Consider the following 25863-nt stretch of genomic DNA (forward strand, 5'->3'; position numbering starts at 1 on the left):
CATGGTCGGCGCCCGTTAACGAAGGTTGACGCCCGAGGCCCCTTTCGTTGCGCCGCCGCCCGAACCGGCGTCCCGGACCGATCCGGAGCCATATCGAAACCATATCAATTCCATATCGTTTCCATACGCATTTCGTTGCGTGCAGATCACGCAACACCCTGATCGAAATAAAAAGTTTTTTCGGACACGGGCGTTGCGGCAAAATCGCGCCGTTCGACCCGATCAGGTGTTCGCCCGATTAACCCGGCAGCGCCCGTCCTGCCCGTCGTGCGGCTCGCCTCTCGGCCCAGCTGAAGGCGTCATGGGTCAGCACCGCCATGGCCCCCACAACAAGCCCGCCCTGGAGGATGAATGCCGGATTGTTCGAGAGAAGCCCGCCTATAATGACCTCTCCCAATGTCCGTGCAGCCACCGTCGATCCGATCGTCGCGGTCGAGATCGCGATCACCGTCGAAACCCGGATGCCCGAGAGAATGAGCGGCAGGGCAAGTGGCATTTCCACCTGCCAGAGCCTTTGCCGATCGGTCATGCCCGCGCCCCGCGCGGCCTCCGCCACCGCCGGATCGACACCCGAAAGCCCGGTCAGCGTGTTCTCGAAAATCGGCAGAAGCCCATATAATAAAAGGGCAACCAGCGTCGGCGCCGGCCCGAATCCCAGGACGGGCACCGTCAGCGCCAGAACCGCGATCGGCGGAAAGGTCTGCCCCACATTGGCAATCGCGCGCGACAGCGGCAGGAACTCCGCCCCCGCCGGCCGCGTGACGAGAATGCCGAGGCCCACCGCGATCACCGCCCCGAGACCGACCGCGATCAGCACCAGCATGGCATGGTTCAGCGCCAGCCCCATGAGATCCGATTGCAGGTAGATCGGCGGGGCATCGTTCTGCGTGAACGGCCGGAACACCGGCGCGAAGGCTTCCGGCCAGAGCAGAAAAGCCAGCAGCAGAAGCGCGATACCTGCGCGGATGAACAGCCCCGGCTTCACGAGGGCGCGGCCCCCCGCCCGAGCAGTGCCTCGAGTGTCACCCGGCCGATCACCGCCCCGTCCTGTTCCACCGGCGCGGCTCGCCGCCGTGTCCAGATCAGTTCGGAGACCGCGTCACGTGCCGTCGCGTCGCCCGAAATCGGCGCGCCCTCCGCCTCCCCCGGCTCGGCAACATCGCCCACTTCGACCAATGAAAGAAGGCGATAAGGCCGCTCCGCCGCCCCGATGAGTGCGGCACAGAACGGCGTCGCCGGATGAGCGATGATCGCCTCGGGCGTGTCGTATTGTTCGAGCCGCCCCTCGTTCATGATCGCCACTCGGTCGCCGAGCCCGATGGCCTCGTCCATGTCATGGGTGACCAGCACGATGGTCGTGCCGATGCGCCTCTGGATCGCCTTCAGGTCCGCCTGCGCCTTCTGCCGAATTACTGGATCGAGCGCCCCGAAAGGCTCGTCCATCAAGAGCACTCCCGGCTCTCCCGCCAGCGCGCGGGCAACCCCCACGCGCTGCTGCTGCCCCCCCGAAAGCTCGAAAGGCATCCGATCGCGGTATTCGCCCGGATCGAGCTGGAACAGGTCGAGCAGTTCATCCACCCGCGCGGAGACCCGCGCCTTGTCCCACTCCAGCAGATCGGGCACGGTCGCGATGTTCTGGGCGACGCTGCGATGCGGAAAAAGTCCATGCCCCTGAATGGCATAGCCAATCTGGCGGCGCAGTTCATGCGCCTCGCCGTCCCGCGTGTCACGCCCGTCGATCCGGATGCTGCCGGATGTCGGCTCGACCAGCCGGTTGATCATCCGCAGAAGCGTCGTCTTGCCGGAACCGGAGGTGCCGACGATCACCGCGATCTGCCCGGTCTCGACCGTGAGGCTGACCCGGTCGACGACATCGGTCTCGCCATAGGTCTTGGTGACGTTCTCGATCTCGATCATGTGGTTCTCTCCGTCCCGCGGCCCTTGCTCCACTCGACCAGCGCATCGAGCACGATCGCCGCGGCAAACGCCAGAAGCACCGTGGGCAATGCACCGAGGAGGATCAGGTCCGTCGCGGTCTGACCCATGCCCTGAAACACGAAGACCCCGAAGCCGCCCCCCCCGATCAGAGCTGCAATGGTGGCAAGGCCGATATTCTGCACCAGAACGATCCGGATGCCGGTCAGGATCACCGGGAACGCAAGGGGCAACTCCACCCGCCAAAGCCGTTGCCGGTCGGTCATACCCATGCCGGTCGCCGCATCCCGCACGGAGGCCGGCACCCCCGCCAGCCCCGCAACCGTGTTCGAGACCACCGGCAGCAGCGAATAGGCAAAGAGCGCGACGAGCGCAGGTGCCGCCCCGATCCCCGAGATGCCGATTGCCTGCGCGCCGGGGATATTGGCCGCGACCCAGGCCAGCGGCACGATCAGCAACCCGAATAGCGCGATGGAGGGGATCGTCTGCACGATGGTCAGCCCGTTCAGAATGGGTTGCGCAAGTTTTGCGCGCCTGTGGCAGAGGATGCCCAGCGGAATGCCCGCCAGCGCTGCGGCGCCAAGCGATCCGAAGGCCAGCGCCACATGCTGCCGCCCCTCGCGCCAGAACGCATCCGCCCGCGACCCGTATTCCTTGAGGATAGAGAGTTCGTCCCAGGCCCCGGAGGCCAGAACCGCTGCAAGCCCACCCGACACCAGCGCCAGCAGCACCAGCCGAAGCGCCGGCCGCGGCTGCATCCGCGAGAGCGTGTCGGTCATCAGGAGGAGCAGCGCCGTGAGCATTACCCAGAACCCGGCCGCGGGTGATACGCGAGCATAAGGATTATCCGGCGGGATCAGGACCGTTCCCGCACGCCCGGCCAATAACAGCAGTGCCAGGATCGCGACCAGGCTTGCTGCAAGCCGCAGGTAGAGACTGGGGGGCCGCAGGGCAACAGCGACAGTTCCCGCCGCGACGAGAAGCAGCCCGGCCGCACCGGGCAAGCCCAGGGCGGACCAGAACCAGTTCGCCTCACCGGGGAGGATGCGATTGGGACTGAAGCTCGCAAATGGCAACGCCAGCGCGATCACCGTCAACCCGGAAACCAGCACCCCCATGCGGTCAAAACGGCCAGCGACTCCGCCAAATCGGCCACGCATGGCCCCCGCCCCGGCGCCTGCTATTGGATCAACCCGTTCGATGACAAGAAGTCAGCCGCTACCGCCTCGGCTGGCTCACCGCCCACCTGGACCCGCCCATTGAGTTCCTGAAGCGTCACCAGATCGAGCTTCTCGAAAACCGGTGCGAGCAGATCCGCGATCTCTGGGTTCGCATCGAGCACTTCCTTGCGAACGATCGGCGCGGGTTCGTAGACCGGCTGCACGCCCTTGTCATCCGCGATCACCGTCAGCCCCGAAGGCACGATGCCGCCGTCGGTGCCATAGACCATCGCTGCATTCACGCCGCTGGTGCCACGGGCGGCTGCCGCGATCGTCGCGGCCGTATCGCCCCCAGAAAGGATCACGAGCTGGTCGGGAGAAAGCGTGAAATGATAGGCGTCCTGAAAGGCCGGAAGCGCCGCAGGGGAATTCACGAACTCGGAGGACGCCGCGAGCTTGAGATCGCCGCCATCCGCCACGAATGTCCCGAGATCGCTCATGGTCTTCACGGCATGCTCATTGGCGTAATCTGCTGGCAATGCGATGGCCCAGGTGTTGTTGGCCGGCGCGGGCTGCAGCCAGACGATGTCATTCGCCTCCAGATCGAGCTCTGCGGCTCTTTCATAGGCCGCGGCCGCATCCTTCCAGACATCGCTGTCGGCCTCGTTGAAGAAAAAGGCCGCGTTGCCGGTGTATTCGGGGTAGATATCGATTTCGCCGGAGGTGATCGCCTGCCGCATGATCGGGGTTCCACCGAGTTGCAACCGGTTTTCGGTCTCGATGCCACCGGCGTCGAGAACCTGAAGAATGATGTTGCCCAGCACGCCGCCTTCGGTATCGATCTTCGACGAGACGACGACCTGTGCCGCCGCGGCCCCCGCCAGCAATGAAAAAGCAGCCGCAAGGCCGATCCGGTTCAGCACCCGTTTCATGGATTTCCCCCTTCCGGTGACCGGGCCCGCCCGGCGTTCATCTGTCCTTCAGGGCACTATAGTCCGGCGATCCCACCTGTCGACCCGCGAGGGCGCGAAAGACAATGGACCGGTATGCCTCAAGCCGGGGTATGCCCGCTCTAGCGCGTCTCCGCGTGATTCCACGTCACCCGCGGGGTGAAGACATAGCCAGCGCCATAGACGGTGCGGATCATGGTAGGCGAGCGCGTGTTGTCGCGCAGCTTCTTGCGCAAGCGCGACACCCGAACGTCCATGGCACGATCGAAGGCTTCGAGATCATCCTCGCCGGTCAGGTCGAGAAGCTGCGCCCGGCTCAGGACCCGGCCTGCCGCCTCGATGAAGGCGCGCAGAAGCACGGTCTCGGACGCCGAAAGCTGAACGACCTTTCCCTCCGGTTCCGTCAGGGTGCAGGCCTCAAGGTCCGCGATCCAGCCCTCGAACCGCGCCAGCCTGCGAGCGGATGTCTCCAATGCCGGTCGCGCCTCGGCCGCCCTGCGCAGCACCGCCCGCGCACGCGCCACCAGTTCGCGCGGCTCGAAAGGCTTCACGATGTAATCGTCTGCGCCGACCTCGAGTCCGATGAGCCGGTCCGTCAGATCGCCCCGCCCGGTCACGATGATGACTGGGATGCGGGCCGCGCGCAGTGCCTGGCCCACAAGGCTCAGTCCATCTCCATCGGGCAGTTCGAGATCGACAAGGCAGAGATCGGGCTGCCGCGTATCAAGCGCACGTTCGAGATCCAGCCGCCGGGCAAACCGCTCGACCTCGAATCCCTGCGTTTCAAGGGCACGACGCGTCACCGCCGCCACATCGGCATCATCCTCGAGAAGGTAGATCAGCGACTTCATCGGTACCGGCTGTCGTTCAGGGATCAGACCCGTCATGAACCCGCGCCAGCGCCGCCGCAAGGTCTTTGGGTTCGATAGGTTTACGCAGGACCGGAATGCCGCCCTCTGCCGCCTCAGCACTGTCGGCAACCGCGTGGCCTGTCATCAGGAGCACGCCCGCTGCGGGTAGAAGCTCGCGAATCTCGCGGGCAAGATCGCGCCCCGATTGCCCACCAGGCAGCCCGATATCACTCAGAACGATGCCGATCTCCCTGACCTGATCGGCAAGCTCGAGTGCTTCGCGCGCGCATCCCGCCTCGATGACCGGATAGCCAAGCGCAACGAGTTCCCTGCGGATCACGCTGCGCACATCCGCGTCATCCTCCACCAGCAGAACCAGCCCACGCGGCTTCACCGCGGCAACCGACGCGGGCGCTACGCGCACCGCACGCACCGGGTCCGGTGCATCGCGCGGGGCGACAGGCAACAGCACGGTGAACGCACTTCCCCGCCCAGCCTCGCTGTCGACACGGATCGCACCATTCGACTGGCGCACGAATGCATAGACCATGGTGAGCCCGAGCCCCGCTCCCACCCCTTCGCCCTTGGAGGTGTAGAACGGCTCGAAGATATGATCACGCTGCTCGCGGGACATACCTATTCCGGTATCGGTGACCCGAACGCGGACATAACGACCGCGGCGAATCTTGAGCGTTTCCGCCTCGACCGACCCGATATTGCAGACATCCGAGCCAAAGCGGATTTCACCAGCCCCCCGGATCGCATCGCGCGCGTTCATGGCCAGATTGAGAAGCGCCATCTCGAACTGCGCGGGATCGGCCAGTGCGGGGCGCGCCCGGCCGCGCGACGAGGAGATGATCTCGATCTTCTCCGGCATCGTGGAACGCAGGATGCGCACGATGCCGGCAATAGCCTCGTCAACATCGATTGGCGCGGGTGCGACCGGCTGGCGCCGCGCGAGAGTGAGCAGCCGCTTTGTCAGCCCCGAGCCGCGCCGCGCCGCGGCAATTGCCGGATCGATGTATTCCGCACGAAGCTCCTCATCCGCCACCTTGTCGCGCAAGGGCAGGAGGTTGCCTGAAATGACCGTCAGCAGATTGTTGAAATCATGACTGATTCCGCTCGAGAGGCGCCCCAGCGCGTCCATCTTGCGCGATTGCATCAGCGCGGAGTTCGCGGCCTTCTGCCGTGTGATATCGATGGAGAGAATATAGAACCCGATCACTGCCCCGCGGGAGGGTTTTTCGGGCCGCAAGAAGGTCCGGATATCCTTGCGACGCCCATCCGGCAAGCTGATCGTCATCTCGAAATCCACCGCCGAGCCCATGCGCGCCTGTTCGAAATAGGGCGCTGCAACCCGATGGGTCTCTTCGGCCAGAATCTCCCGGCTGAAGCGGCCGATCATTTCCTCCGGTTTCAGCCCGTAGGCCTTGGCAAACCGCGAGTTTGCGTAGAGCACCACCAGATCCTCGTCGAGATGGGCGATACCTGCAGGCACCTCATTGGCGATGATCTTGAGCCGCGCCTCGCTCTGGCGCAGCGCCGCGGCGCGATCGGCTGCCCGTTCCTCCAGGATCGCCTCGCGCTCCTTCTGAGCCGTCACGTCGGTATAGACCGTTACGAAGCCTCCATCGGGAAGGGGCGCGCCAGAGACATGGATCACGGCCCCATCTGGCCGAACCCGCTCGAAGCTGTGAGGCTCGAACTTCCAGGCATCTGCCACCCGCGCCGCAACCAGCGCCTCGACCGGCCCTGGGCCGTATTCGCCGCGCTCCGCGTTGTGCCGGATGAAACTGGCGAAATCCGCTCCGACAAAGGCGAGGTGCGCGGGGAACCCCAGAAGGTCGAGAAACTGCCGGTTCCAGGCCAGCAGACGCAGTTCGCTGTCGAATATGGAAAGCCCCTGATCGATCCGGTCGAGCCCCGCCTGGATCAGCGGACCGAGCCTGTCCTCGCCATTCATCGCGAGTGCGCACATGCCGCGCCAGCCCCCGTTACAATTCGCAACATTCTCGACATCATCCTGCAAGAACCATCTGCGACCCATGTCGCAACGACAAGATCAAAAAAGAATGTCGGGGGGAGTATGATGCACAATATCTATGAGCAGGGTTTGGAGATGACCCCGGCAAATTACGTGCCGCTTTCTCCGCTCAGCTTCATGGAACGGACCGCCGCCATCTGGCCGGATCGCCTTGCCGTGGTTCATGGGGATGTGCGGCGGACCTGGGCCGAAACCTATGCGCGCACTTGCAAGCTGGCAGGCGCCCTTACGGCGCGAGGCATCGGCAAGGGCGATACCGTCTCGATCATTGCAGCCAACATCCCGGAGATGTTCGAGGCACACTACGGCGTACCCATGGCGGGCGCGGTGCTGAACACGATCAATACGAGGCTCGACGCGGAGGCCATCGCCTTCATCCTCAATCACGGTGAGGCGAAGGCGGTGATCGTCGATCCGGAGTTTTCCGAAGTGGTCGAGCGCGCGCTCCGCATCGCCGGACAGAAACGCATCGTCATCGATATCGAAGACGTAAGCTTCGAGGGTGGCGAAAAAATCGGCGAGACCACCTACAACGACTTCCTCGAGGAATGCCCCGAGGACTATGAATGGCAACTCCCTGCCAACGAGTGGGATGCGATCAGCCTGAACTATACCTCCGGCACGACGGGCGATCCGAAAGGCGTCGTCTACCACCACCGCGGTGCGATGCTGAACGCGATGACCCACATCGCCGATTGGAGCATGCCCAAGCACTTTGTCTATCTGTGGACGCTGCCCATGTTCCACTGCAACGGATGGTGCTTTCCCTGGACCATTGCCGCCGGAGCGGGCGTCTGCGTTTGCCTGCGATCCGTTCGCGCCGAACCGATCTACGAGGCTATCCGGACCGAGAAGGTCACGCATTTCTGCGGTGCGCCCATCGTTCTCAACATGCTGGGCAACGCTCCCGACGAGGTGAAGGGCGGTTTCACCCACGAGGTCAAGGTCATGACCGCCGGCGCCGCACCACCAGCGGCTGTCATCGGCAAGATGGAAGCCATGGGGATCGACGTTACCCATGTCTACGGCCTCACCGAAACGTACGGCCCCTCCGTCGTCTCGCCCTGGCAGGAAAAGTGGGACGGCGTTTCTCTCGAGGAAAAGGCGAAGCTCAAGGCGCGCCAAGGCGTGAAGAACACCGTGCTGCATGGCCTGATGGTCGCGCATCCCGGCACCATGGAGGAACTTCCCGCAGACGGCCAGTCCATCGGCGAGATCTTCATGCGCGGCAACAACGTGATGCGCGGCTACCTGAAGAACCCCTCGGCCACCGACAAGGCCTTCCAGGGCGGCTGGTTCGCGTCCGGCGACCTCGGCGTGATGCACCCGGACGGATATGTCGAGATCAAGGATCGCTCTAAGGACATCATCATCTCGGGCGGTGAGAACATCTCGTCCATCGAGGTCGAGGACGTGCTCTACAAGCACCCTGCGGTCATGGAAGCCGCGGTCGTGGCAAAGCCGGACGAAAAGTGGGGTGAGACACCTTGCGCCTTCATCGAGCTCAAGCCGGGCCAGGACGTGCCCGAAGAAGAGCTCATCGCCTTCTGCCGGGCCAACATGGCGCATTTCAAGGCGCCGAAGACCGTCATCTACGGCCCGCTGCCCAAGACATCGACGGGCAAGATCCAGAAGTTTCTGCTGCGCCAGCAGGCCCGCGACCTGGAACCGGCCGACTGAGCGGGCGGCCCCGCGCCGCCAAAGCCTCCGGCCCAGGTCCAATAGGGAAAGACAGAATGGCAACGACCGAATATGTCCTCGAAACCGAGGGACTGACCAAGGAATTCCGCGGCTTCACCGCCGTGGATGACGTAAACCTGAAGGTCCGCCGGCACAATATCCATGCCATGATTGGCCCCAACGGTGCGGGCAAGACCACGGTCTTCAATCTACTCACCAAGGTGCTGACACCCACCCATGGCAAGGTGGCCTTCAACGGTCGCGACATCACCTCGGCGAAACCCGCCGAAATTGCCCGCATGGGCATCATTCGGTCGTTCCAGATCTCGGCCGTTTTCCCGCACATGACCGCACGGGAAAACGTGCGCGTGGCGCTCCAGCGCCAGCTCGGTACGACGTTTCATTTCTGGCGCTCGGACAACTCGCTGAAGGTGCTCGACTCGCGCGCCGAAGAACTGCTCGACATGGTCGGTCTTGAGCGCTTTGCGGATGCGACCGTGGCGGACCTGCCCTATGGACGCAAACGCGCGCTCGAGATCGCGACTACTCTTGCCCTCGAGCCGGAACTTATGCTGCTCGATGAACCGACGCAGGGCATGGGACGCGAAGACGTCGACCGCATCACCAAGCTCATCAAGCAGGTCTCGAAAGGCCGCACGATCCTGATGGTCGAGCACAACCTGGGCGTCGTCGCCACCCTCTGCGACCGGATCACTGTGCTCCAGCGTGGCGCAATCCTGACGGAGGGCGACTACGAGACCGTCTCGAACGACCCGCGGGTCAAGGAAGCCTACATGGGGAAAGCCGCATGAGCACCGAGACGCTTCAACCCCATATCGAGATCGGTGGGCAGCACGCCTCCGAGAGGATCGAGGAAATCCGTATTGCGGATCTCCACGGGTTCTATGGTGAGAGCCATGTTCTCCACGGGATCGACCTCACCGTCTACCAAGGCGAACTGGTGACGCTGCTGGGCAGGAACGGAGCGGGACGAACCTCCACCTTGCGCGCCATCGTCGGCCTCCTGCCTCGTCGCCAGGGATCGATTATGCTCAAGGGGCAAGAGGTCATTGAAAAGCCCCCCCATACAATCGCGCATCTTGGCGTCGGCTACTGCCCGGAGGAGCGCGGCATCTTCGCGAGCCTCAACGTCGAGGAAAACCTGATGTTGCCGCCCAACGTGGGCCCCGGTGGCATGTCGGTGGACGAGATCTACGGCATGTTCCCCAACCTCAAGGAGCGCCGCCGCAGCCAGGGAACACGCCTCTCGGGCGGCGAACAGCAAATGCTCGCCATGGCCCGGATCCTGCGAACCGGAGCCAATATCCTGCTGCTCGACGAGATCACCGAAGGCCTCGCCCCGGTCATCATCGAGAAGCTCGGGGAGGTGCTGACCGAACTGAAATCGCGGGGCTATACAATCGTTCTGGTAGAACAGAACTTCCGCTTCGCGGCACCGCTCGCGGACCGGCACATTATAATGGACCACGGACATATCGTCGCAACCGTGGCCAAGGACGAACTCGATTCCAAACAATCCGTATTCGATGAGTATCTGAGCGTCTGAAGACGCCAAAAACCCTACGGGAGGACAAAACATGAAATCACTCAAGGCGCTATCGCTTGGCGTATCGACCGCCGCCCTGCTCGCATCCGCAGCTTCTGCCGAAGTGAGCGATGGCGTGGTCAAGATCGGCATCCTGACAGACATGTCCGGCACCTATTCGGACCTCGCGGGCCAGGGTGCGGTGACAGCGGCACAGATGGCGATCGACGATTTCGGCGGCGAGGTCGCGGGCGCACCGATCGAGCTGGTCTCGGCCGACCATCAGAACAAGGCTGACATCGCGGCGAACACCGCGCGCCAGTGGGGAGATGACGAACAGGTCGACGTATTCGGCGAACTCGTGACCACTTCGACAGCGCTCGCCGTATTCGAGATCGCTAAGCAGCAAAACAAGATCGCGCTCGTGACCGGGGCTGCTTCCTCGCCGCTCACCAACGATGCCTGCATCCCGACCGGCTTCCACTGGGCCTACAACACCCGTGCGCTTGCGGTGGGTACCGGCTCGGCGGTCGTTGCCGAGGGCGGCGACAGCTGGTATTTCCTGACCGCCGACTACGCCTTTGGCGAAAGCCTCCAGAACGACGTGGCGGCTGTGGTCGAGGCCGAAGGCGGCACGGTACTCGGATCGATCAAGCACCCGTTCCCGGCCACCGACTTCTCCTCCTTCGTTCTCCAGGCCCAAGCTTCGGGTGCGAAGGTGATCGGCCTCGCGAATGCCGGCGCCGACACCACCAACGCGATCCGCGCCGCCAACGAGTTCGGCGTCATTGCCAGCGGCCAGTCGATTGCGGCGCTTCTGATGTTCATCACCGACGTGAACGCGCTTGGCCTCGACATCGCGCAGGGCATCCAGCTCACGACCGGCTTCTACTGGGACTACAACGACGATACCCGTGCGTGGTCGGCCAAGTATGAGGAGAAGATGGGTTCCAAGCCCACCATGGTCCATGCCGGCATCTATTCCGCCGTATCGCACTACCTCAAGGCCGTCGAGGAAACCGGCACCGATGACACCGATACGGTCGCGGCCAAGATGAAGGAGACCCCGGTCAACGACTTCTTCGCGCCGAACGGTGTCCTGCGCTCGGATGGCCGCATGGTCCACGACATGTATCTCGCGCAGGTCAAGGCACCGGGCGATTCCGAAGGCCCGTGGGACTACTACGACATCGTTCGCGTGATCCCCGGCGAAGAGGCCTATGGTCCGCTCGAGGAAAGCACCTGCCCGACGAAGTGATCCACGGACACACCCCGTCCCCATTCTATCGGGGCGGGGTGGCTTCCCGACAATTATAAGAACGAACCGGGCTGACAGGGGGTGAACCAGCCATGTCTATGATGATACTGGGGGTGCCGATCCAGGCGCTGTTGGGCCAATTGCTGATCGGACTGATCAACGGCGCATTCTATGCGGTGCTGTCGCTCGGCCTCGCCGTCATCTTCGGGCTCCTGAATATCGTGAACTTCGCCCATGGCGCGCTCTACATGCTTGGCGCTTTCGCCGCCTTCTTCCTCGCGCAGTATCTCGGCATCGGCTACTGGGGCGCACTGATCGTCGCGCCCATCATTGTCGGGGCGTTCGGCATCCTGATCGAACGCTTCCTGTTGCGCCGTCTCGTTGGTGTCGATCACCTCTACGGCCTCCTGCTGACCTTCGGGCTTGCACTGGTGATCGAGGGCACCTTCGTGAAGTTCTTCGGCGCCTCGGGCATGCCCTTCCCGACGCCCGCCAGCATGCAAGGCGGCGTCAATCTCGGCTTCATGTTCCTGCCCTGGTATCGCGGCTGGGTCGTCATTGCCGCCCTCGCGGTCTGCATCTTCACCTGGTGGCTCTTCGAGCGCACCAAGATCGGCGCCTACCTGCGGGCTGGCACCGAAAACCCGACACTCCTGCAGGCCTTCGGGGTCAATGTACCTCTGCTGACCACTCTCGCTTACGGCTATGGCGTGGCGCTTGCGGCGTTTGCGGGTGTTCTGGCGGCTCCCATCACCCAGGTGAATCCGCTCATGGGCTCGAACCTCATCATCGTCGTCTTCGCGGTCGTGGTGATCGGCGGAATGGGATCCATCGTGGGTGCAGTGGTCACAGGGCTCGCAATGGGCGTGATCGAAGGGCTGACACGCGTGTTCTGGCCCGAAGCTTCCGCGACGGTGATCTTCGTGGTGATGGCGATCGTCCTGGTGCTGCGGCCCGCGGGCCTCTTCGGCCGGACAGCGTGAGGGGGCAATCATGACCAAATATATCGGATACGCCATCGCCCTCGCCCTGCTGCTGGCAGCACCCCATTTCGTCTACCCGGTCTTCCTGATGAAGATCCTGTGCTTCGCCCTCTTCGCCTGCGCCTTCAACCTGATCCTCGGCTACGGCGGGTTGCTGAGTTTCGGTCATGCCGCCTTCTTCGGCGGCGCGGCCTACCTCACCGGCCATGCGCTCAAAGTCTGGGGATGGCCGACGGAACTCGGTATCCTGTTCGGGGCGCTCTGCGCCGGCGCACTCGGCGTGGTGGTCGGCTCGCTGGCGATCCGGCGCCAGGGCATCTACTTCGCAATGATCACACTGGCGCTTGCACAGATGGTCTACTTCTTCTTCATTTCGGCGGATTTTTCCGGTGGGGAGAACGGACTTCAAGGCGTCCCGCGCGGGTATTTCCTCGGCATGATTGAACTGCAGGACAACATGAACATGTACTATTTCGTTCTCGGCGTGTTCATCCTCGGCTTCCTGATCATCGCCCGCGCCGTGCATTCGCCTTTCGGGCAGGTGCTGCGTGCCATCCGCGACAACGAGGCCCGCGCCATCTCGCTCGGCTATGATGTCGACCGCTACAAGCTGCTTGCCTTCGTCCTCTCGGCCTCGCTGGCGGGGCTCGCGGGCGCCACCAAGACCGTGGTCTTCCAACTCGCCTCGCTCACGGATGTCCACTGGCACATGTCCGGCGAAGTGGTCCTGATGACGCTCCTCGGGGGCTTGGGCACGATCCCCGGTCCGGCGGTGGGCGGCGCGATCATCGTGACACTGCAGAACTACCTTGCCTCCGGCCCGCTTTCAGCCTGGGTGCCGGTGGTGATCGGGGTGATCTTCATCATCTGTGTCATGTCCTTCCGCCGTGGCGTCGTCGGCGAGTTGCGCGAGTTCATCCGAAAGTCGTTCTGATCCGAGGATGACCGATATGCCTGGCCGCGCCCCTGACGGGGCGCGGTTACGGGCGTTGCGGGACATTCCGTTTGGCCGAGATGCGGCCTTTCTCGCCACCGGTAATCTGCGCTATATCACTGGGCAGGCGCCTCGAATGGAAGGCGCACCGAACAGGACCTGAGCTCTGCATCCGAAAGCCGGATCGAGACAAACGAAGGAAGTTCAGATGACAAGCAAACTCGACCAGCTGCGCAAGATGACCGTTGTGGTCGCAGACACCGGCGACATCGATGCAGTGCGCAAACTCCAACCCCAGGATTGCACGACCAACCCCTCGCTCGTGCTGAAGGCCATCGGACTATCCGCCTTCGAAAGCCATGTCGCAAAGGCAGTGGAAGCCGGCCGCGCTGCGGGCGATATCGGAGCGGTCGTCACCGAACTGACCGTTGCCGTCGGAGCCGAACTGGCGGGCATCGTGCCGGGGCGCGTATCAACGGAGGTCGATGCGCGGCTCTCCTTCGATACGGAAGCCTCGAAAGCCAAGGCCCGCGACATCATCGCCGCCTATGAGAAGCGCGGCATCGGCCGCGACCGCATCCTGATCAAGCTTGCCTCGACTTGGGAAGGCATTCGCGCCGCCGAAGCTCTCCAGAAGGAAGGCATCGACTGCAATTTGACCCTGCTCTTCAGCATGGCTCAGGCACGGGCCTGCGCGGATGCAGGCGCTTTCCTGATCTCGCCTTTCGTCGGCCGGATCACCGACTGGTACAGCAAGGCAACCGGCGAGACCTACACCTCCGAGACCGACCCGGGGGTTCAGTCCGTCCGACGCATCTACGCCCACTACAAGGAATGCGGCATCGAGACCGTGGTGATGGGCGCATCTTTCCGCAACACCGGCCAGATCGAGGCGCTAGCGGGTTGCGACCGTCTGACCATCTCGCCGCAGCTCCTTGGTGAGCTGGACGCAGATACAGGCACGCTCGAACAGAAGCTCTCGCCTGCAGCCGCCAGCTGCACGGCCGAACCGCTCGCGGAAACGGAATTCCGCTGGGAGCTCAACGAAGACGCAATGGCGACCGAGAAGCTGGCCGAGGGCATCCGCAACTTCCACGCAGACACGCTCAAGCTCGAGAAGCTTATCGCCGAGAAGCTCAAATCACCAGAGCCGGCGGCCTGATCCGACGAATCCTATGGCGGGAAGGTTCCTATGCTTCCCGCCTACTTCGAATAAGGCGATGCCCGTGCAAATCGGCGGATGTCTACCGCTTAAGAAGATCATCGACCTGCTGGCTTAGCGATTTCGCCAGGTCTGCCGGATACAGCCGCCCGTATCTCCGCGCATCATTGTCCCAGTAGCGGCCCGTCGCGTTGGTGAACTCACTGGCCAGTGCTGCACGGACAAGGATGTCGGTGCCGATATTGATGTCATTTCCGGAGGTTCCAAACCCCTCCCGCACCATCCGCGTCGCCAGAAGCGAGCCGGGGTTGACCGCGATCGACACCGGGCCGTCGGGATGCTCGGCGGCAAACTGCTGGCTCCAGAGTGCGATGGCCAGCTTGCTCTGAGCGTAGGCCTGCATGTCCTGCACGCGCACGTCGCCCCGCAACGCTCTGGGATCTACCGGGGACTGCGCCGCCGAGGAAAGGTGAATGATCCGCCCGTCCTCCGAAATGACAGGCAGCAGTTTCAAGGTAAGGAGCGCCGGCGCAAGCGTGTTGACGACGAAACGCGCGTCGAGTCCGGCACCCGTCACCGGGTCAGGCATCTTGTATACCCCGGCATTGTTGATCAATACATCGATCCGGGAATGATGCTCGACGATGCGGTCGGCCATCTCCGCGACCTGATCGAGATCCGAGAGGTCTGCCTGGACCGTCTGAACCGATCCGCCCAGGGCTGCCCTCGTCTCTTCCAGTCTTTCGGCGTCGCGCCCGTGGATGATCAGGGAGTGCCCCAGTTGCACGAATTTTTCCGCGGTGGCGCGGCCAAGGCCCTGCGTCGCACCGGTGATAAGAATTGTTTTCATGACAGGACCTCAGTTGAAGTTGGGCAGTACATTGCGCGCCAGCCGCTCAAGGGATTCGTCGATGGGCGCTCTGTTGAAACGCAGGTTCAAGGCAACGTGGTTCACACCGATCTCCTCAAGCTGCTGGAGATACCTCAGCAGCCAGCGGTAACCTGTTCGCACACCAAGGTGTATTGGAGTGGGTGTCTCATCCGGATTGTCCGAGAGGTCGATGTAGAGAGGTTGCAGCACGGGCTTGAGCGGCTGTCCCAGCGCGGTCAACCTGTCATTCCAATCCCTCAGGACCTGATCCTGAGCGACACCGGCGCGCGGGTAGGTCATCCAGCCGTCCCCATGCTCTGCGATCCACTCCGGCGACTGGCGACTTGAGCCCGTCACCAGGAGAGGAAGGCGCACCCCCTCCGGCTTTGGAAGCATGTCCATGATGCCATCGACGCGTCCAAACCCATTCTCGATGCGGGGACGCACCTCCGACATTGCGCGGATGTAGTCGAAACTTTCACGGAAAGCTTTGCCGCGCTGGTCGAAGTCCCGCCGCATTGCCGGATATTCCTCGGGACGATCACCTGAGGCGACGCCAAGTATCAGCCTACCGCCCGACAAAACGTCCGCGCTTGCCGCGGCCTTGGCCACATGCGCCGGATGCCGGAGCGGAAGCACGATGCTGGCTACACCGAGCGCGATGTCGGAGGTCTGCCCGGCAAGGAAGCCGAGATACGTGAAGGGGTCGAAAAGCTGCCCCGCATCGCCGAACGAGGGCACGTTGAAGGGCACATCCCGCAACCAGACCGCCCTGAACCCAAGCCGTTCGGCCAGTTTCACGCGTTCCATATGTCCGGCCATGTCCGGTACTGCGCTGTCTGCATAGCGCGCGATTGGCACCACGAGACCGATGCTCAACCGGCCGACAGCAAATGTCGCGTTGTAGCCACGATTTATCGGCGGGAAGCTGGGAGGAATTTCGTCTCGCATCTCGGAGTTGCTCCGGTTCAGTACTATTTGACGGTTTCTTCGATGAAACGACGGGCCTTCGGAACCACCGGTTCCTTGGCACGATAGCCGAAGGTGAACATAGCCGCGGGTTTCTAGGCTTCGGCGTAAATGCCGAAGAGATCCCTTCCCGTCCGGGTATTTTCGATGTCCCGCGCGCTTCCGGAGTGCTCCGGGTCGGAGATTTTCGTCGCGCGACCGGATCGAAACGCCTCGAGGACCTGCTCGCCAACGTCGGCTAGCGTCGGGGTGAGCGCGTTCATCTCCAAGTTCCACAAACCGCAATGTCTCGTCCCGCTCGACATAACACAGGCCGAACGAAGAAAAATCCGGCCAGAACCGAGTTCAGTTTTCCGATTCTGTGGAAAATAACCTTAGCCTGCGGGTCATCTTGCGGAACTGCTGCATCGGTTCCGGATGCTCGCAGGCAGATCAAAAGCTGGCGCTTGCGGCCGCCGTCCCTCTGCCTGTAGCTCTTGAACGAAATCAGGGAGGCGAAGACAACCGGGATGGATCAGCCATCGTCAGAACGGCCCTCGATGCTCGCACCGCTTCAGGACAGCACATTCCGGGGCATGTGGCTCGGAACACTGGTGTCCAATTTCGGCGGCCTTATCCAGGCCGTCGGCGCAGCGTGGCTGATGACATCGCTCACTGAATCCGCGAACATGGTGGCACTGGTCCAGTCCGCGACCACCCTTCCGGTCATGCTCCTCTCGCTCGCTTCAGGCGCCATTGCGGACAGCTTTGACCGCCGGAAGGTTCTCATCGTCGCGCAAGCCTTCATGTTCGCGGTTTCCGCCGCGCTTGCGGTCTGTGCCTGGAGCGGGCTGGTGACACCCTGGATTCTCCTCGGCCTTACCTTCCTGCTCGGTTGCGGGGTCGCATTCAACAACCCCTCCTGGCAGGCTTCGGTCGGCGACCTGATGCCGCGCCCGCTGCTTCCTGCGGCGGTCGCGCTCAACTCCATGGCGTTCAACATCACCCGAAGCCTCGGACCTGCCATCGGCGGCGCGGTGGTCGCGGCGGTGGGAGCCGCCGGCGCTTTTGCCATCAACATGCTGAGCTACCTGCCGTTCATCTTCCTGCTCGTGCGTTGGCGCCCCCAACGCCCACCGCAGACCCTCCCGAGAGAACGGCTCTTCACCGCCATGGGGGCAGGCGTCCGCTATGCGGCCATGTCTCAGGGGCTTCTTTCGATCTATGCCCGCGCCTTTCTCTTTGGCTTCTCCACCATCGCCATACTTGCGTTGCTGCCCCTCGTGACCCAGCGCTTCGAAAGCGGTGGTCCCGTGACTTATGGGGTTCTGCTCGGTGCCTTCGGGATCGGTGCCGTGGGCGGCGCGCTGATGACCGGGCGTGTCCGTGCCGCCTTCAGCAACGAGACACTCGCGCGCGGTGCCTTCCTGATCTTCGCAACGAGCGCGGCGATCTGCGCCTTGAGCGGTACGATCGTCGTAACTGCCCTCGGGCTTGTCGGCGGGGGCGCGGCCTGGGTCACGGCGCTTTCCCTTTTCAACACCTCCGTTCAGCTTTCGACACCACGCTGGGTCGTGGGCCGGGCGCTCTCGCTCTACCAAGCGTCGGCTTTTGGCGGCATGGCCATGGGAAGCTGGCTCTGGGGCGCGCTGGCGGATCGCTATGGCCTGGCGGAAGCGCTCGGAATTGCCGCATTCACAATGATCCTGGGGGCGGCCGCCGGCCTCCGCATCCCGCTTCCCCGAATGCTCGCCGTCGATCTCGACCCGCTGAACCGGTTCCGCGAACCCTCAGTGGCCATCGACATTCAACCGCGAAGCGGCCCCATCGCCATTCTGATCGAATTCCGCATTGCCGAAGAAAACCTTGAGAGGTTCCTCGCTGCAATGACCGAACGCAGCCGGATACGCCGTCGCGATGGCGCGCAACACTGGACCCTGACCCGCGATCTCGAGGATCCCGAACTCTGGTATGAATACTACCAGACCCCAACCTGGACCGATTACGTGCGCCACAACACGCGCCCCACGCTGGCCGACGCCGCGGTGGGTGACACGCTCCGCGCCCTGCACAAGGGGCCTGAACGGCCGAAGGTGCACCGAATGATCGTGCGACCTACGGCGCCGCGAAGCACGGCACCGTTCGTTCCGGCCGCACCGGACATTCACTGAAAGCGTGGATCGTCACCGAGCCTAGCTGAAGATGAAGTCACCGTTGCCGAAGTCGCTCTTGTTCATGTCCTCGACGATGACCTTGGTGCTGGCCCACGATATCTCCACGTCAGAACCCTTCTCCGAAATCATGAGCTTACCGAACTTGTTGGCGCCTTTGGTGATCTCGATCCTGTCCACGCCATCCTCGTAGTCAGTTATCGTATCGGTTCCATGGCTTTTGCCGAAGACAAAGACGTCTGCGTGCTTTCCGCCGGTCAGCTCATCGTTGCCGCCGCCCCCGTAGAGGCTGTCCTTGCCCTTGTTCCCGAAGAGAACGTCCGCGCCGCGATTGCCCCAGATCTTGTCATCGCCTGCACCACCATAGAGCAGATCCTTGTTAAGGCCGCCCCAAAGCTTGTCGTTGTCATTGCCACCATAGACAGTGTCGTTACCATCTCCGCCGGAAACCCGGTCCTTGCCGACACCCCCTGCGATTTGGTCGTTACCGTCGTCACCGTAGACCTCGTCATTGCCGCCTTGGCCGGAGACGCTGTCGTTGCCCTGATTGCCATGGAGCGTATCATTCCCGGCGTCGCCATAGATCGCGTCGTCGCCTTTGTTGCCATAGATGATATCGCCGCCATCCCCAGCCGTTTCCTCTCCTTCTTCCATGTAGGCCGGATCATCGCCACCGTAGAGCATGTCATCTCCCTGGCCGCCGTAGACCGTGTCGGACCCTTCGCCGCCGAAGACATGATCCCGGTCATTGCCGCCATAGGTCGTGTCGTTGCCCGCTCCGCCATAGACCTCGTCACTGTCGTCACCGCCGGCAATGTCATCATCGCCCCCGCCGCCATAAACCGTGTCATTGCCTTCCTGACCACCGGCCCGGTCGTTTCCGGCTCCACCATAGACGTAGTCGTCGCCTTCGCCTCCCTCGACGGTATCCTCGCCTCCGCCACCATCCAGCATGTCCGCGCCGGCTTCGCCATGGATCTCGTCATCACCGCCACCGCCGTCGAGATCATCATCTCCCGCGCCGCCGCTGATCGTGTCGCTGCTGGAATGGCCCTCGTAGGTATCATTGCCCGCGCCGCCCGCCAGACTATCTTCGCCGGGCGTGCCCCCCGTTTCGGCATAAAGCGTGTAGGTGCCGCTCCCCAGATCGACGTCACTGCTCGCCTCGACATAGAAGGTGCCATCCGCCTCGGGCGAATAGGACAGGTGGTCGATATAGCTGATATACAGGAACCCGGTCTTCTTCAGATCGCCCGCATCATCGTAGATCCGCAATTCGGGGTCGTCGAGCGTGCCACCGGCGTCATCGGTTCCATGCAGGCGGAAGATATACTGATAGCCTTCGCTCAGTTCGATCTCGAAAAGATCCCGATCACCGTCGTCCTCGATCTCGCCAGAGGCAGAGGTGTCAGGCTCAAGGGCACCATAGGGGTTGGACGCATCGCCGACGCTGTCGGCATAGTCGTCATTGGCCGCGAGAAGCTCCGCAAGCGTATAGCTCACGCCCTTGAACTCGTAGCGCTCGAAGTTCGTCAGTTCATCAACGCCTTCATCCGCATTGTGATGCAGCGTGTCATTCTGACGTTGGGTTGGTGTCCGGTTGTCATCCACCATGACAACGCCATCCTCCACCCAGACGTCGTAATTCTCCCGATCTCCACGATAGACCGCCGTATCATAGTAGGAGGATGGGTCCGCAACGATCCCGCCGGGACCGGTGCCGCCGTCGAGGGTATCGTTGCCGCCGTAGCCCTCGATGCGGTTTCCATTCTCGTTGCCAGTGATCTCGTCTGCGCGCTCGGACCCGGTAATGTGTTCGACATTGCCGATTTCGTCAGTGTCCAAGCCCTTATCGACGGTCGTATTTCCGGAATCCTGTAGCTCGACGACGATCCCCGTGGAGTCGACGCCCCAGTAGCTCACGGTATCAAAGCCGGACCCACCATCGACCACATCATCGCCCAGACCCGGGTAAAGGAAATCGTCGCCTGCACCACCCGAGATACTGTCGTCGCCCCCGGCACCAGCAAGTGTGTCGTCTCCTGCACCGCCTACGATGATATTTTCGAGGTCGTCCCCGCGGATATTATCATCCTGCGGGGTGCCAACCACATTCTCGATGAAGTTGATGTAGTCGACATCACCGTTGCCTATGAGTACCTCACTGACGGCATCTATTGCGGACGGTGTATTGGGAGGATTCAAAATCGTCTTGGGAGCCAAAAGATCTACGTATATGGGCTCATCAATGTCCGAATAATCGACGGTATCGATGCCGTTGTCGCCGACGAACTCATCGCCGCCACCGACGGTGTCATTGCCGAGCCCGGGCTTGTAATAATCGTCGCCGCCTTTTCCATAGAGAATATCGTCACCGCCCTTGCCCTCGAAATAATCACTCTCAGCGGGATTGGAGGGAGCGCGAAGATTGTTGTCGTTATCGTCGCCAATAAAGTCAGTCATCACTTTTTCCAATCTCTTGTTTGCCTGAAATTTGCAGGTCTGCACAGTCTTGAGAAATATTGCCCACAGGCATCTTTATGTCGCCAATCAGCCAGCAGCACCCTTCATCTGAAAAACCTGGAGTAGAGCGGGAACAAATACACTCTCCTCGAAAAATACTGAATTCGCATTCAGCCGCTGAATAACTTGGCAATCTTCAATTCGACTTGAATAATACAACATCTACGCCAGACGAACAATCATCTGGCGTAACAATTTCAATTTGGCAGAGGCAAATACCGGAGTTCCGGCGTACTCGAGCGATCAATGCGCCATGAGCACCGGAATCTTCGTGTCCTTGAGCATGTTGGTGGTCGTGCCACCGAAGATGCGCTGCTTGAGCCGCGAGTGGCCATAGCCTCCCATCACGATGAGTTCCGCCCCCAGATCCAGCGCCATGCGATTGAGCGTCTCGCTCACGTCGCGCCCCTCGCGCGGCATGCAATGCACAGTGGTCGAAATGCCGTGCCGTGCCAGGTAGGCCGCGAGGTCGGCGCCCGGCTCCGGACCATGGCCATCGAAAGTAGGAACCGGGTCTACCAGCACCGCGTCGACCGCCTCCGCGCCCTGCATGAGCCCGATGGAATCGCGCACGGCCTTCGAGGCCTCGACACTCGCATCCCAGGCCACCATCACGCGCTTAGGGTTGGGAAAACTGTCGCTGCCCTCGGGAAGCAGCACCACCGGCCGCCCCGACTCGAAGAGCGCCCCATCGCTGATGCAACCACGGATCGGTTGAAACTCCTCGGCGGCCGGGAAAAGGAGCGTGAGATCGGAGTAGCGGGCGAAACGGGCCGCAATCGTTGCGATCGTGCCTCGGTCCACATAGTTGGAATCGACCGTGGCAGGACGCCCCGCGGCTGCGAGCTTTTCGGAAATCTGCTTCGCACGCGCCCGAGCCGTTTCCTGGCCTTCGGTGATTTCGCCGGCCCAGACATCGTTGGAAACCACACCGTAGGGAGAGGCCGGCGGCGGCGGCGCCACTCCGACCACCAGAACCATGAGGTGGGCATCGAGCGTGCCGGCAATCGCCATGGCCCTCTCGATCTCCGTATCATCCTGATGGACATCAACCGCGGTGAAAAGGGTCTTGAAGGACATGGGAGATCTCCTCTTGTGGCGGCCTGCAGACGATAGAGCCGCACCCGACCGAATGGCCTTGCGCTGGATCAAGATTGGCGCGCAAACTGTGGAGCGGCCGCTGCTCAACGATAACCCGCTCGGCCGCAGGAGGAAACAATGGCATTGGAAGAATTCCGTCTCCAGGTCGCGATGCTGCTCGACTCGATATCGAACCAACCGGAAGACATGCACGAGCTTCAGGAAACCCTGCGCGAGAAACTCGCCGAGATGCAGTCGCTCGGCCTTCCCCTGCCCGAAGATCTCGTCAATCTCGAGGATTACCTGGAGGGCGAGTTCGAGAGGCAGGGTCGGAATGGCATGGAACCCGACCAGCCGGAAACCTGACAGCCCAACGACGTTGAAAAGCCGATCCGATCGCCCGCGCTCAACGCCTCGCGCGGGCTTTCACGATACGGGCGGCATTTGCCACGACCAGCAGCAGGACCGCGGCGGTAACGATTGCGGGACCAGCGGGCAGGTCCAGATGCAGCGAGCCCTCGAGACCAAGTACCACCGAACCGGCCCCCGCCAGAACCGCCAGAACCATCATGGTCTCGGGGGTTCGCGAGAGCGCCCTTGCCGTCGCCGCGGGAATGATCAGCATGGCCGTAATGAGCAGAACGCCAACCGCCTTGATGGCAATGGCTACGAGCAGCGCGAGCGCAAGCGTAAGGATCATCCGCTCACGCGCCGGATTGACACCGGCAGATACCGCAAGTTCCTCGTTCAGTGTGGAAAGCAGCAACGTACTGCGTCTCAACACCACCAGCCCCGCCACGAATATCGCCCCACCCCAGATAAACGCCAGATCCCCGCGTGAAACCGCAAGAATGTCGCCGAAGAGGAAACCGCTGAGATCGATCCGAACCCCCGGCAGCAGGCTCAGCGCGACAAGCCCCAGCGCCAGCGCGCCGTGAGAGGCGACGCCCAGCATCGTATCGACGGCATATGTCCGGCCCGAGGCAAGCGTTACCCCGATGGCCATGACGATCGCCGCAATGGTCACCCCCAGAACCACCGGCAGATCGGTCGCCAGCGCAAGCGTCACGCCCAGGAGTGCCGCATGAGCAGTGGCGTCCCCGAAATAGGCCATCCGCCGCCACACAACGAAACAGCCCAAGGGACCGGCGGCCAGCGCGACACCGAGCCCGCCGATCATGGCGCGCACAAAGAAATCGTCGAGAAAAGTCATGCACCGGGGTCCGCGTGGTGGTGATGGTGTCCAGGGGCACCGCCCCCGTGTCTGTGGTCATGCGCGTGACGATAGAGCGCGAGCGCCCCCTCGGTACCCAGACCGAAGAGCGCGCGATAGGCGGGAGCGTTCGACACATGCAGCGGCGTGCCCTCGCAGCATACATGGCCATTGAGACAGACTACCCGGTCCGAGGCCGACATCACAACGTGCAGGTCGTGGCTGACCATCAGCACGCCACAACCCAATTCCCGCCGGATTTCCTCGATCAGGCGATAGAAATGCGCGATTCCGGGCTGGTCTAGCCCCTGTGCCGCTTCGTCAAGAACCAGCAGTTCGGGATTTCTCAGGAGTGCCTGCGCCAGAAGTACCCTCTGAAACTGCCCGCCCGAAAGATCGATGAGTTGCAGTTTCACCAGCTTCTCGCCGCCAACCTGGGCGAGTGCCGCCATTCGCGCCGATGCACGGCGCTCCGACAGCGCTAGAAAACGGTCGACGGTAATCGGAAGCGTGTGATCGATTGAAAGGCGCTGGGGCACATAGCCGATACGCAAGCCGTCCCGGAGTTCGATCGCTCCCCCCGTGGGCCGCAAGGCACCGATCAGAAGCCGGACAAGCGTCGTCTTGCCGGACCCGTTCGGCCCCACGATGGTCACGATCTCACCCGGCGCGATGGTGAGGTTCACATCATCCAGCACCCGCTGGCCACCGATCTCGTAGTCGAGGTGAGTGGCGGTGATCAGTGCGGCACTCATGACGCCTTCCCCCGGCACTCGGCGCAAAGCCCCTCGGCCTCAACTACGATCCGCTCCATCCGGAAGCCCACATCTTCCGCCTGATGACCAAGTGCACTGATTGAACCCGGAATCTCCGTTTCAGCCACCCGGCGACACATGCGACAGATCAGAAAGACAGCCTGGTGCGACCCCTCGCCATGCATGCAGGCCACAAAGGCCGACAGGCGTTCGATCCGGTGCGCGAACCCGTTTTCCAGCAGGAAGTCGAGCGCGCGGTAGACGACCGGCGGTTGACTTCCGAGCCCCGCTTCCCGCAACCGATCAAGTAACTCGTAGGCCGTCATAGCCTTGTGCCCCTCAAGAAGTGCCTCGAGAACACAACGTCTTTGCGGGGTCAGTCTCAGGCGCCGCTCCTCGCATTCCGCGACAACGGTTTCGAGCGCCGCCTCGCGACAGGCGGTATGATCGTGGCGATGGAACGCATCGGCCGGCACGTCGGACATTTCGGCACTTGTCCTATGTTCTGTTAGATTATAACAACCCTCGCAAGCAACCTAGTTATCCAGACTCGGGCCTGCAATCACAATCGAAAAGACTGGAGATCCTCATGATGTCCCTCCCCAGAGCCTTGCCCGCCTCTGCGCTCGGCCTCACGCTTCTGAGCCCGATCACCGCTCTCGCCGATGCGCCTCTGGTGCTGACAGACATACTGCCCGTGCACTCGATCGCGGCCCGGGTCATGGAGGGCGCGGGCGAGCCGGAGCTTCTACTCCCCGCCGGCGCATCACCTCACAGCTATTCCATGCGCCCGTCAGAGGCCGCCACCGTTCAGGATGCGGCAGTCATTTTCTGGGTCGGCGAGAACCTTTCGCCCTGGATGGTCGACCCTCTGGAGACCCTGCCCAGAACCGAGGAGATCGTCGAACTCGCGAACTCGCCCGGCATGCGGCAGTTGCCCTTCCGCGAGAGTGCGGATTTCGGGACGGAACATAATCATAACGGTCATGACGAGCACGCTCACGATGATCACGAGCATGAAGAGCACGCTCACGATGATCATGAGCACGAAGAACACGCTCACGATGATCATGAGCACGAAGAACACGCCCATGATGATCACGAGCACGAAGAACACGCCCATGATGATCACGAGCACGAAGAACACGCCCATGATGATCACGAGCACGAAGAACACGCCCATGATGATCACGAGCACGAAGAACACGCGCACGAAGAGGCGGGGCACGACCATCACGGCCACGATCATTCGGGCATGGACCCGCATGTCTGGCTGGACCCGATGAACGCTGTCGTAATGGCCGATGTCATGGCAGGCACATTGGCCGAGGCAGATCCGGAAAACGCTGAACTCTACGCTCAGAATGCCGAAGCTTTCGCCGACGAGATCGCTGAACTCGTCGATGCGAACACCGCCGAACTTGCTGCCGTGGCCGGCAAGAACTTCGTCGTCTTTCACGACGCATATCACTACTATGAGGCCCGCTTCGACGTAGAGGCCAGCGGAGCGATCAGCTTCAGCGACGCCACGGCGCCCAGCGCGGCAAGGCTCACCGAAATCCAGGAAACGATCGAAGATCTGGATGTCACCTGCGTCTTCGCGGAGCCCCAGTTCGACGATTCACTCGTCCAGACCGTGATCGATGGCACCAATGCGAAGAGCGGGATCCTCGATCCGCTGGGCTCGAGCCTCGAACCCGGCCCGACACTCTATCCTGAACTGATCCAGAGCATAACGGACGAACTGGTCGACTGCCTCTCGCAAGGCTGACTTGCTCCAGGCGCGGCGGGACCGTAGA

24 protein-coding genes are annotated in these 25863 nt (G+C 62.4%); 10 read left to right on the plus strand and 14 right to left on the minus strand.

Annotation, left to right across the window (positions count from 1 at the left end):
- Positions 1 to 238: 238 nt before the first annotated feature.
- The 6 genes from ACP15W_RS10850 to ACP15W_RS10875 form a co-directional block, all read right to left on the minus strand.
- A complete protein-coding gene (locus ACP15W_RS10850) occupies positions 239 to 985 on the minus strand; it encodes an ABC transporter permease (RefSeq protein ID WP_424932911.1) in 747 nt (248 codons plus the stop codon).
- Entirely contained in the window at positions 982 to 1917 is a 936-nt protein-coding gene (locus ACP15W_RS10855; protein ID WP_424932912.1) for an ABC transporter ATP-binding protein, read from the minus strand. Before ACP15W_RS10855 ends, ACP15W_RS10850 begins: the two co-directional genes overlap by 4 nt.
- The gene (locus ACP15W_RS10860) at positions 1914 to 3095 is read right to left on the minus strand and encodes an ABC transporter permease (RefSeq protein ID WP_424932913.1); all 1182 of its coding nucleotides are present in this window, start codon (positions 3093 to 3095) and stop codon (positions 1914 to 1916) included. Before ACP15W_RS10860 ends, ACP15W_RS10855 begins: the two co-directional genes overlap by 4 nt.
- A gap of 20 nt (positions 3096 to 3115) precedes the next feature.
- The gene (gene osmF, locus ACP15W_RS10865; RefSeq protein WP_424932914.1) at positions 3116 to 4027 is read right to left on the minus strand and encodes a glycine betaine ABC transporter substrate-binding protein OsmF; all 912 of its coding nucleotides are present in this window, start codon (positions 4025 to 4027) and stop codon (positions 3116 to 3118) included.
- Positions 4028 to 4167: 140 nt separating this feature from the next.
- On the minus strand, positions 4168 to 4932 hold the full coding sequence (locus ACP15W_RS10870) for a response regulator transcription factor (RefSeq protein WP_424932915.1): 765 nt from the start codon (positions 4930 to 4932) through the stop codon (positions 4168 to 4170).
- Entirely contained in the window at positions 4913 to 6874 is a 1962-nt protein-coding gene (locus ACP15W_RS10875; protein ID WP_424932916.1) for a PAS-domain containing protein, read from the minus strand. The genes ACP15W_RS10870 and ACP15W_RS10875 overlap by 20 nt, the downstream gene beginning before the upstream one ends.
- Before the next feature lie 108 nt (positions 6875 to 6982).
- On the opposite strand from ACP15W_RS10875, the gene ACP15W_RS10880 reads away from it, so the two are divergent.
- The 7 genes from ACP15W_RS10880 to tal all read left to right on the plus strand — a co-directional run bounded on the left by ACP15W_RS10880 (position 6983) and on the right by tal (position 14503).
- Positions 6983 to 8620, plus strand: coding sequence for an acyl-CoA synthetase (locus ACP15W_RS10880; RefSeq protein ID WP_424932917.1), 1638 nt, complete (start codon positions 6983 to 6985; stop codon positions 8618 to 8620).
- A gap of 56 nt (positions 8621 to 8676) precedes the next feature.
- The gene (locus ACP15W_RS10885; RefSeq protein WP_424932918.1) at positions 8677 to 9432 is read left to right on the plus strand and encodes an ABC transporter ATP-binding protein; all 756 of its coding nucleotides are present in this window, start codon (positions 8677 to 8679) and stop codon (positions 9430 to 9432) included.
- Positions 9429 to 10187 (plus strand): ABC transporter ATP-binding protein, encoded by a 759-nt coding sequence (locus ACP15W_RS10890; RefSeq protein ID WP_424932919.1) that lies wholly within the window; start codon positions 9429 to 9431, stop codon positions 10185 to 10187. The genes ACP15W_RS10885 and ACP15W_RS10890 overlap by 4 nt, the downstream gene beginning before the upstream one ends.
- Positions 10188 to 10218: 31 nt before the next feature.
- A complete protein-coding gene (locus ACP15W_RS10895; protein WP_424932920.1) occupies positions 10219 to 11424 on the plus strand; it encodes an ABC transporter substrate-binding protein in 1206 nt (401 codons plus the stop codon).
- 98 nt (positions 11425 to 11522) lie between these two features.
- Complete coding sequence (locus tag ACP15W_RS10900; RefSeq protein ID WP_424933394.1) at positions 11523 to 12407, plus strand: branched-chain amino acid ABC transporter permease; 885 nt, start codon at positions 11523 to 11525, stop codon at positions 12405 to 12407.
- 10 nt (positions 12408 to 12417) lie between these two features.
- A complete protein-coding gene (locus ACP15W_RS10905; protein ID WP_424932921.1) occupies positions 12418 to 13341 on the plus strand; it encodes a branched-chain amino acid ABC transporter permease in 924 nt (307 codons plus the stop codon).
- Between the two features lie 208 nt (positions 13342 to 13549).
- Positions 13550 to 14503: a transaldolase gene (gene tal, locus ACP15W_RS10910; RefSeq protein WP_424932922.1), complete on the plus strand. Its 954-nt coding sequence runs from the start codon at positions 13550 to 13552 to the stop codon at positions 14501 to 14503.
- An 82-nt stretch (positions 14504 to 14585) separates the two neighbouring features.
- On the opposite strand, the gene ACP15W_RS10915 is transcribed toward tal, so the two are convergent.
- From ACP15W_RS10915 to ACP15W_RS10925, 3 genes are all read right to left on the minus strand, one after another.
- Positions 14586 to 15353 (minus strand): SDR family NAD(P)-dependent oxidoreductase, encoded by a 768-nt coding sequence (locus ACP15W_RS10915; protein ID WP_424932923.1) that lies wholly within the window; start codon positions 15351 to 15353, stop codon positions 14586 to 14588.
- 9 nt (positions 15354 to 15362) lie between these two features.
- On the minus strand, positions 15363 to 16325 hold the full coding sequence (locus tag ACP15W_RS10920) for an LLM class oxidoreductase (RefSeq protein WP_424932924.1): 963 nt from the start codon (positions 16323 to 16325) through the stop codon (positions 15363 to 15365).
- A 113-nt stretch (positions 16326 to 16438) separates the two neighbouring features.
- The gene (locus ACP15W_RS10925; RefSeq protein ID WP_424932925.1) at positions 16439 to 16606 is read right to left on the minus strand and encodes a hypothetical protein; all 168 of its coding nucleotides are present in this window, start codon (positions 16604 to 16606) and stop codon (positions 16439 to 16441) included.
- Positions 16607 to 16852: 246 nt separating this feature from the next.
- Here ACP15W_RS10925 and ACP15W_RS10930 point away from each other — a divergent pair, with 246 nt between their 5' ends.
- Positions 16853 to 18493: an MFS transporter gene (locus tag ACP15W_RS10930; protein WP_424932926.1), complete on the plus strand. Its 1641-nt coding sequence runs from the start codon at positions 16853 to 16855 to the stop codon at positions 18491 to 18493.
- Between the two features lie 21 nt (positions 18494 to 18514).
- On the opposite strand, the gene ACP15W_RS10935 is transcribed toward ACP15W_RS10930, so the two are convergent.
- The gene (locus ACP15W_RS10935; RefSeq protein WP_424932927.1) at positions 18515 to 20956 is read right to left on the minus strand and encodes a calcium-binding protein; all 2442 of its coding nucleotides are present in this window, start codon (positions 20954 to 20956) and stop codon (positions 18515 to 18517) included.
- A 303-nt stretch (positions 20957 to 21259) separates the two neighbouring features.
- Positions 21260 to 22096, minus strand: coding sequence for a universal stress protein (locus ACP15W_RS10940; RefSeq protein ID WP_424932928.1), 837 nt, complete (start codon positions 22094 to 22096; stop codon positions 21260 to 21262).
- A 138-nt stretch (positions 22097 to 22234) separates the two neighbouring features.
- On the opposite strand from ACP15W_RS10940, the gene ACP15W_RS10945 reads away from it, so the two are divergent.
- Positions 22235 to 22462, plus strand: a complete 228-nt coding sequence (locus ACP15W_RS10945; protein ID WP_424932929.1) for a hypothetical protein — start codon at positions 22235 to 22237, stop codon at positions 22460 to 22462.
- A 40-nt stretch (positions 22463 to 22502) separates the two neighbouring features.
- Here the strand turns inward: ACP15W_RS10945 and ACP15W_RS10950 are convergent, their stop codons facing one another.
- From ACP15W_RS10950 to ACP15W_RS10960, 3 genes are read right to left on the minus strand one after another with little or no spacing between them, the layout of a single operon-like run.
- The gene (locus tag ACP15W_RS10950) at positions 22503 to 23309 is read right to left on the minus strand and encodes a metal ABC transporter permease (protein ID WP_424932930.1); all 807 of its coding nucleotides are present in this window, start codon (positions 23307 to 23309) and stop codon (positions 22503 to 22505) included.
- A complete protein-coding gene (locus ACP15W_RS10955) occupies positions 23306 to 24064 on the minus strand; it encodes an ATP-binding cassette domain-containing protein (RefSeq protein WP_424932931.1) in 759 nt (252 codons plus the stop codon). The genes ACP15W_RS10950 and ACP15W_RS10955 overlap by 4 nt, the downstream gene beginning before the upstream one ends.
- Positions 24061 to 24549, minus strand: coding sequence for a transcriptional repressor (locus ACP15W_RS10960; protein WP_424932932.1), 489 nt, complete (start codon positions 24547 to 24549; stop codon positions 24061 to 24063). The genes ACP15W_RS10955 and ACP15W_RS10960 overlap by 4 nt, the downstream gene beginning before the upstream one ends.
- Before the next feature lie 236 nt (positions 24550 to 24785).
- Here ACP15W_RS10960 and ACP15W_RS10965 point away from each other — a divergent pair, with 236 nt between their 5' ends.
- Positions 24786 to 25835 (plus strand): zinc ABC transporter substrate-binding protein, encoded by a 1050-nt coding sequence (locus ACP15W_RS10965; protein ID WP_424933395.1) that lies wholly within the window; start codon positions 24786 to 24788, stop codon positions 25833 to 25835.
- Positions 25836 to 25863: the final 28 nt, after the last annotated feature.

The sequence above is a fragment of the Amaricoccus macauensis genome (genome assembly GCF_049800915.1).
In the GTDB taxonomy this organism is placed as follows: domain Bacteria; phylum Pseudomonadota; class Alphaproteobacteria; order Rhodobacterales; family Rhodobacteraceae; genus Amaricoccus; species Amaricoccus macauensis_A.